The sequence below is a fragment of the Micromonospora sp. NPDC002411 genome, assembly GCF_053592955.1.
The window spans coordinates 1-6011 of sequence record NZ_JBSFBM010000375.1 but is presented as its reverse complement, the minus strand read 5'-3'; the positions used below and the strand labels follow the sequence as shown (position 1 = coordinate 6011).

5 protein-coding genes are annotated in these 6011 nt (G+C 68.4%); 2 read left to right on the top strand and 3 right to left on the bottom strand.

Features of this window, described 5'->3' with window-relative positions; all coding sequences use genetic code 11:
- The first annotated feature begins 50 nt into the window (after positions 1-50).
- Both ACWCO3_RS29985 and ACWCO3_RS29980 read left to right on the top strand, forming a co-directional pair.
- Entirely contained in the window at positions 51-521 is a 471-nt protein-coding gene (locus tag ACWCO3_RS29985) for a cellulose-binding domain-containing protein (protein ID WP_450013232.1), read from the top strand.
- A gap of 31 nt (positions 522-552) precedes the next feature.
- On the top strand, positions 553-1680 hold the full coding sequence (locus tag ACWCO3_RS29980; protein ID WP_450013230.1) for a glycoside hydrolase family 53 protein: 1128 nt from the start codon (positions 553-555) through the stop codon (positions 1678-1680).
- A gap of 65 nt (positions 1681-1745) precedes the next feature.
- Here ACWCO3_RS29980 and ACWCO3_RS29975 read toward each other — a convergent pair whose 3' ends face one another.
- From ACWCO3_RS29975 to ACWCO3_RS29965, 3 genes are all read right to left on the bottom strand, one after another.
- Complete coding sequence (locus ACWCO3_RS29975; protein ID WP_357928738.1) at positions 1746-2702, bottom strand: hypothetical protein; 957 nt, start codon at positions 2700-2702, stop codon at positions 1746-1748.
- Positions 2703-2988: 286 nt separating this feature from the next.
- The gene (locus tag ACWCO3_RS29970) at positions 2989-4326 is read right to left on the bottom strand and encodes a ricin-type beta-trefoil lectin domain protein (protein ID WP_145780135.1); all 1338 of its coding nucleotides are present in this window, start codon (positions 4324-4326) and stop codon (positions 2989-2991) included.
- Between the two features lie 29 nt (positions 4327-4355).
- On the bottom strand, positions 4356-5714 hold the full coding sequence (locus tag ACWCO3_RS29965; protein WP_358052618.1) for a lectin: 1359 nt from the start codon (positions 5712-5714) through the stop codon (positions 4356-4358).
- Positions 5715-6011: the final 297 nt, after the last annotated feature.

Here is a 6011-nt window from a genome sequence, read left to right as displayed (position 1 = left end):
AAGTGATGAAAAGTAGGTCCGCGTGGCCCCTGGAACCTACTTTTCATCACTTGATCGAGGCAGAAGCGGAGAACCGGGCCGGTCAGCCGGCCTCGCGGAACCTGTACTACGTGCGGGCCCGGGACGCGGCGGGCAACGTGTCGATCGCGTCCAACACCGTCGAACTGCCCACGACGTCGACCCCGCCGACCCCTCCGCCCTCCACCTGCCGGGCGACCTACCGGAACCAGTCCGAATGGCAGGGCGGCTTCGTGGCCACGGTGACCGTCCAGAACATCGGGACGGCGCCTGTCGACGGCTGGATCGTCACCTTCACCTTTCCCGGAGACCAGCAGGTCACGTCGCACTGGAACGCCACGGTCGGCCAGACCGGTGCCACCGTGACCGCTCGTGACGTCGGCTGGAACCGTGTCCTCGCGCCCGACGGCTCGGCGACGTTCGGCGTCCAGGGCCGGTGGAGCGCCAACGACGCGCCACCGACCGCCTTCTCGCTGAACGGCGCTCCCTGCGCCGTGGGCTGAGCGCCGCCCGTCCCGCTCCGGAAGGAGTCTCGTGAGCACTTACTCGCCCACACCCCGTCGCCGCACCAGGGCCCTGCTCGGGGCCGCCCTCGCCGGCATCCTCGCCGTCCCCACCACCCCCGCGCCCGCCTCCGCCGCGAACACGCTCAGCATGCGGGGCGCCGACGTCTCCTCGTTGCAGCGCAGCCTGGACCTGGGTGCCAGGTACTACGACGCCGGCGGTGTCGCCCGCGACCCACTGGACATCCTGAAGTCCGTCGGCGTCAACTACGTCCGGCTGCGCGTGTGGAACAACCCGGCCAGCGGCTACAACAACAAGAGCAGGGTGTTGGCCCAGGCGAGGGTGGCCAGGGCGAAGGGCCTCAAGGTGCTCATCGACTTCCACTACTCCGACACCTGGGCCGACCCCGGCAAGCAGTACAAGCCGGCGGCCTGGATCGGCCACAGCCTGAGCCAGTTACGTGCCGACGTGTACACCTTCACCTACGACGTCTGCTCCAGCCTGCGGGCACAGGGCACCCTGCCGGACAGTGTGCAGATCGGTAACGAGATCAACGTCGGGATGCTGTGGAACGAGGGAAAGGTCGTCAACAACGACTTCGCCCCACTCGCCGGCCTGCTGAAGCAGGGTTACAACGCGGTGAAGGCATGCGGCAGCGGCATCCCGGTGATGATCCACACCGCGAACGCCGACAGCAATGCCAACGCCCGCTGGTTCTACGACGGCATCCGCGCGCAGGGCGTGCAGTGGGACATCACCGCCCAGTCGTACTACTGCATGTGGCATGGCAGCCTGGCGAACCTCTACAACAACATCGTCGATCTACGCGGCCGCTACGGTAAGCCGGTGGTGATCGCGGAGACCGCGTACCCCTTCACCCGGGACAACGCGGACAGCGAGCCGAACGCCATTGGCGACGCGACCTGTGACGGCATCAGCGCGACCTGGTCCGGCCAGGCCCAGGAGTTCGACTGGGTCCAGAACACCGCCCGCAACGCCGGGGCCATCGGTGTCTTCTACTGGGAACCGACCTGGTACGCCGTCCGCGGCAACGGCTGGGACCCGGCCAACATCAATGGCACCGGAAACCAGTGGGACAACATGGCTGTCTTCGACTGGTCCGGGCGGGTGAACCCGAACGTGCGCTGGACACCCTGACCGGTCACCGGCCACCGCCCGACAACTGTGGTTGTCGGGCGATGGCCGCAGCGACGGCTGCGGGATCAGGCCGCGAGGGTCTGCAGTTCGGCCAGCCCTCCGCAGGTGGTCCCGCCGAGGTTCTTGAACGAGATGGTGATCTGGCGCTCGGATGAGCCGTTGCTGTTGATGCGCTGGCGGTAGATCATGCGGGTGACCTCGAACTGGCACGTGATGGGGTAACTGCCCTGAGGTGACGCGCCGACCAGGTAGACCGAGGTGACGGGGTTCGCGTTGTTCCAGGTCGTGGACCACGTGGCACCGGAGGCCATGGACGCGATGGTGAAGCTGTAGCTGACGGCGGTGGAGGCGAGCCGGATATCGGTCTGGCAGGCGACGGTTCCGACGTTCTTGACCTCCACCCAGAACTGGCGGAGCGCGCCCGCTGCGCCCGGCTGCACGAACCAGGTGCGCGTGACCCGGAACTGGCACGCCGCCGCGCTCGTGGCGCCATTCGGGTTGAGGGCGACCACCCAGTTGGTGTGCCAGGGGATGTTCCACAGGTGTGTCTGGGTGCCACCCGGGCTGACGCCGCCGGTGGAGGCGTACGCAGTGCTGCTCACCGCAGCGAGCTGGACCGTCGCGCCGCAGGCGATCGAGCCGACGTTCTTGAGGGTGAACTGGAACTGCCTCTGCCCGCCCCACAGTTGCACGTACTGGCTGCTGATCGTCTCGAACTGGCACATGGTCGAGGTGGTGGCGCCGGCCGGGTTGTAGCCGACCACGTACGCGGCGTCGGCCGGAGCGTTCTGCCAGGTCCAGCCCTGCGTGCCACCAACCGCGACGGTGCCGGTGAACCAGGTCGCGGCGGTGCCGAAACCGCCGTTCGCGGCGACGCCGATCTCGCCCGACGTCGCTGCGGCGGCCCGCGCGTCACGCATCGACGGCTGCGACGGCGGGCCGGCTTGCGCGACACCGGCCGACGCCACGACCATCCCGAGCACCGTCGCGGCGACGATGGCAGCGCGGATTCTTCCTCCCATTGAAGCTCCTTCACAGATTGGTCCGGGCCACCCGCCCAGAGCGCAAAGCATAGAAGGCTGTGAATGTCTAAGGTGAGGGTTGCATGGAATGGGGCCTGCTCGGTCCGGTCGAGGCAGGAGTGCTCCCAGCCATGTCGATGTGTTGGTGAGCGGTATACCTCAGAGGTATGAATATGACTCTGAGGTATACCGCTCACTACCGCATCCGCCCTCATCGAGGTGACCGATGGTCACCGCCGGCGGCCGGCTGCGCTCGCAGCCTGAGCCAGGGTCGGGGCGCAGTTGTCTAGGTGCGCGTGCTCCACTGCTGGTTGGCGCCGCCGTGGCAGGCCCAGAGGTGCAGTTGCGTCCCATTGGCGGTGCCGGAGCCGACGGCGTCCAGGCACAGCCCTGACTGGGCTCCGGTGATGGTGCCGTTGGCGTTCAGGTTCCACTGCTGATTGGCCTGGCCGTTGCAGTCCCAGATGATGACAGCGGTGCCGTTGCTGCTGCCGCCTCCGGTGGCGTCCAGACACTTGTTGCCGTACACGGTCAGGGTGCGGTTGGTGGTGTAGGTCCAGCGCTGGTTGGTGCCGCCGTGACAGTCCCAGAGCTGGGGGCGGGCGCCGTTGGTCGTGCTGGAGTTGGGGACGTCGACGCATCGGCCGGACTGGGTCCCCGCGATCAGCACGTTCTGCTGGCCGGGCGGCGGGGTCGACGGCGGGGGAGTGGTGGGCGGCACGGTGGACCCGAACTGGCTGAAGAACCGCCACACCTCCTGCTTGACCCAGCTCCGCGCGCCGCTCTCACAGCCGGCACACCCGTCCACCGGACCTTGCTGGTGGCCGCCGTCGAACGCGGCCCAGAGCACCGGATATCCGGCCTGGCACGAGTACGCGGTGGTGATGTGGGTCCGGCTGCCCGACGCCGGTTCGGGCGGGTTCTGCGCCGCGCAGCCGTTGTTCCGGACGAACCTGTCGCGCAAGGATCGTCCGCTGGGGATGTTGTCGTTGATGCCGTGAATCCCCAGGTACGCGACCGGCTGGGTGCCGCCGCTGCATCCGCTGATCGCTCCGGGGGCGGCGATTGCCGCGACCGCCCGGAACACTGTGGGCCGGGAGCAGGCCAACGAGTAGCTCATCGCCCCGCCGTAGCTGAACCCGACCGAGAAACGTTGGGTCGTGTCCACACAGAGGGCGTTCTCGATGGTACGGATCATGTCGTCGGTGAAGGTCACGTCCTCACCGTTGGAGTTGCCCCAGCCGTTGTTGAGGCCCTGCGGGGCGACGAAGATCGTGGTGTTGTTCGCCTGCGAGAGCATGCCGTAGTAGGCCCACGCGGCTCCGTCGGTGCCGCCCGACGCGACCTGGGTGGCGGTGCCGCCCAACCAGTGGAACCCGAAGGCCAGCCGGTGGGCGTAGGTGTTGTTGTACGTGTCGGGGAGCCGAAGGATGAAGCTGCGGCTCTTGCCGCCGCTCTGGATGGTGTGGGTACCGCTGCTCAGTCCGGGCGCCTTGCCGCAGCCGGCAGTGGTGGCCGCGGCCGCCGAGCTGACGGTCGTGAGGACGTACGCCCCGATGGCGAACAGGACCAGGACCGCCATGGCCGCCCCCAGCCAGGGGGTGGACAGTTTGCGAAGCCGCATGGTTGAGCCTCCTTCTGCGTTCGCCGAACTCAACTCCGGCTCCATCGTTGGCTGGCCGCGCCGTTGCAGTCCCAGATCTGGACGCGGGTGCCGTTGGCCGTGCCGTTGCCGACCGTGTCCAGGCAGCGGCCCGAACCGACTCCGGTGATCGAGCCGTCGGAGTTGAGCCGCCACTTCTGGTTGGACTGGCCGTTGCAGTCCCAGATGATCACCGAGCTGCCGTTGGCGGTGCCGGCGCCGTTCACGTCGAGACACTTGCCGCCGAAGACACGTAGCTCCTGGGCCGAGGTCGAGGTCCAGCTCTGGTTGCTCTGGCCGTGGCAGTCCCAGATGATCGCGGCCGCGCCGTTGGCCTGGGACCCGCCGTTGACGTCCAGGCACCGGCCGGACGACGTGCTGCGCAGCGCCGACGTGCTGCCCGGCGGCGGGGTGGTCGGCGGCGGGGTCGTGGGTGGGGTGGTCGGGTCGGTGCTGCCGAACTGGGTGAAGAACCGCCACACCTCGCCCTTGGTCCAGGTCCTGGCTCCGCTGTCTCCGCCGCCGTCCACCGGACCGGGGGTGTGCCCGCCGTCGAAGGCGGCCCACACCACCGGATAGCCGGACCGGCAGCCGGAGTAGGTGGTGGTGATGTGCGTCAGGCTGCCGGACCTCGGCTCGGGTGGGTTCTGGGCGGTGCAGCCGTTGTTGCGGACGAACCTGTCCCGCAGGGACCGTCCGGCGGAGATGTTGAGCACCGAGTCCCCGATGCCGTGGATGCCCATGTACGCGATAGGTTGGGTGCCGTCGCTGCAACCGCTGAGCTGCCCGCCGGCGTAGACCGCGACGGCGCGGAAGACACCGGCCCGGGAGCAGGCCAGCGAATAGCTCATGCCTCCGCCGTAGCTGAAGCCGAGCGCGAAGCGCTGCGTCGTGTCGACACAGAGGTCGGCCTCGATCAGGCTGATCATGTTGTCGACGAAGGTGACGTCCTGGCCGCCGGGGTTGGCCCAGCCGTTCCCGTTGCCTTGGGGGGCGACGAAGATGGTGCTGTTGTTCGCCTGCTGCCGCAGCCCGTAGTAGGACCAGGCCGCCCCGTCCGACCCACCGCCGTCGACGTCGCCGGCGGTCCCGCCGTTCCAGTGGAACCCGAAGATCAAACGGTACGGGTGGTTGCGGTCGTAGTTGTCCGGGATCCGCAGTATGAAACTGCGGTTCTGGCCGCTGCTCTGGATGGACCGTTGGCCGCTGGTCAACGTCGGGGCCTTGCCGCAGCCGGCGGTCGCCGCGGCCGGCACGACGTCCGCGGCCGACGCTGTGGTGCTCAGGCCACCGGTCAGTGCCGCCGCGCCAGCGGCCACGACGACAGCCGCCGTCGCCAGCGAAGCAAGGATGGGTCTACGTCTTGTCATGAGGGGACTCCCGCCACTCGGCACGAATTGATGCAGGTAGAAGAGGCCGTGGTGACCACACGCGTGGCTGCCGGCTGCACCCGCCGACCACGTGGACGCACGCGGAACCTCGGGGGAGACGCGATGTGCCACGGCGCCCGGCCGGCTCATCGGCACACGATCCCGCCAGTGGCCTCGCCGCCCGAGCGGGACCATCGGTCGTCGAATCGATTCGACCCGACGCTAGATCACGCAGTGAAGTATGTCAATGTTGTGTCCGGCGGGTTGCGGACCCGGTGCCCAGGGGTGGGCGGGCAG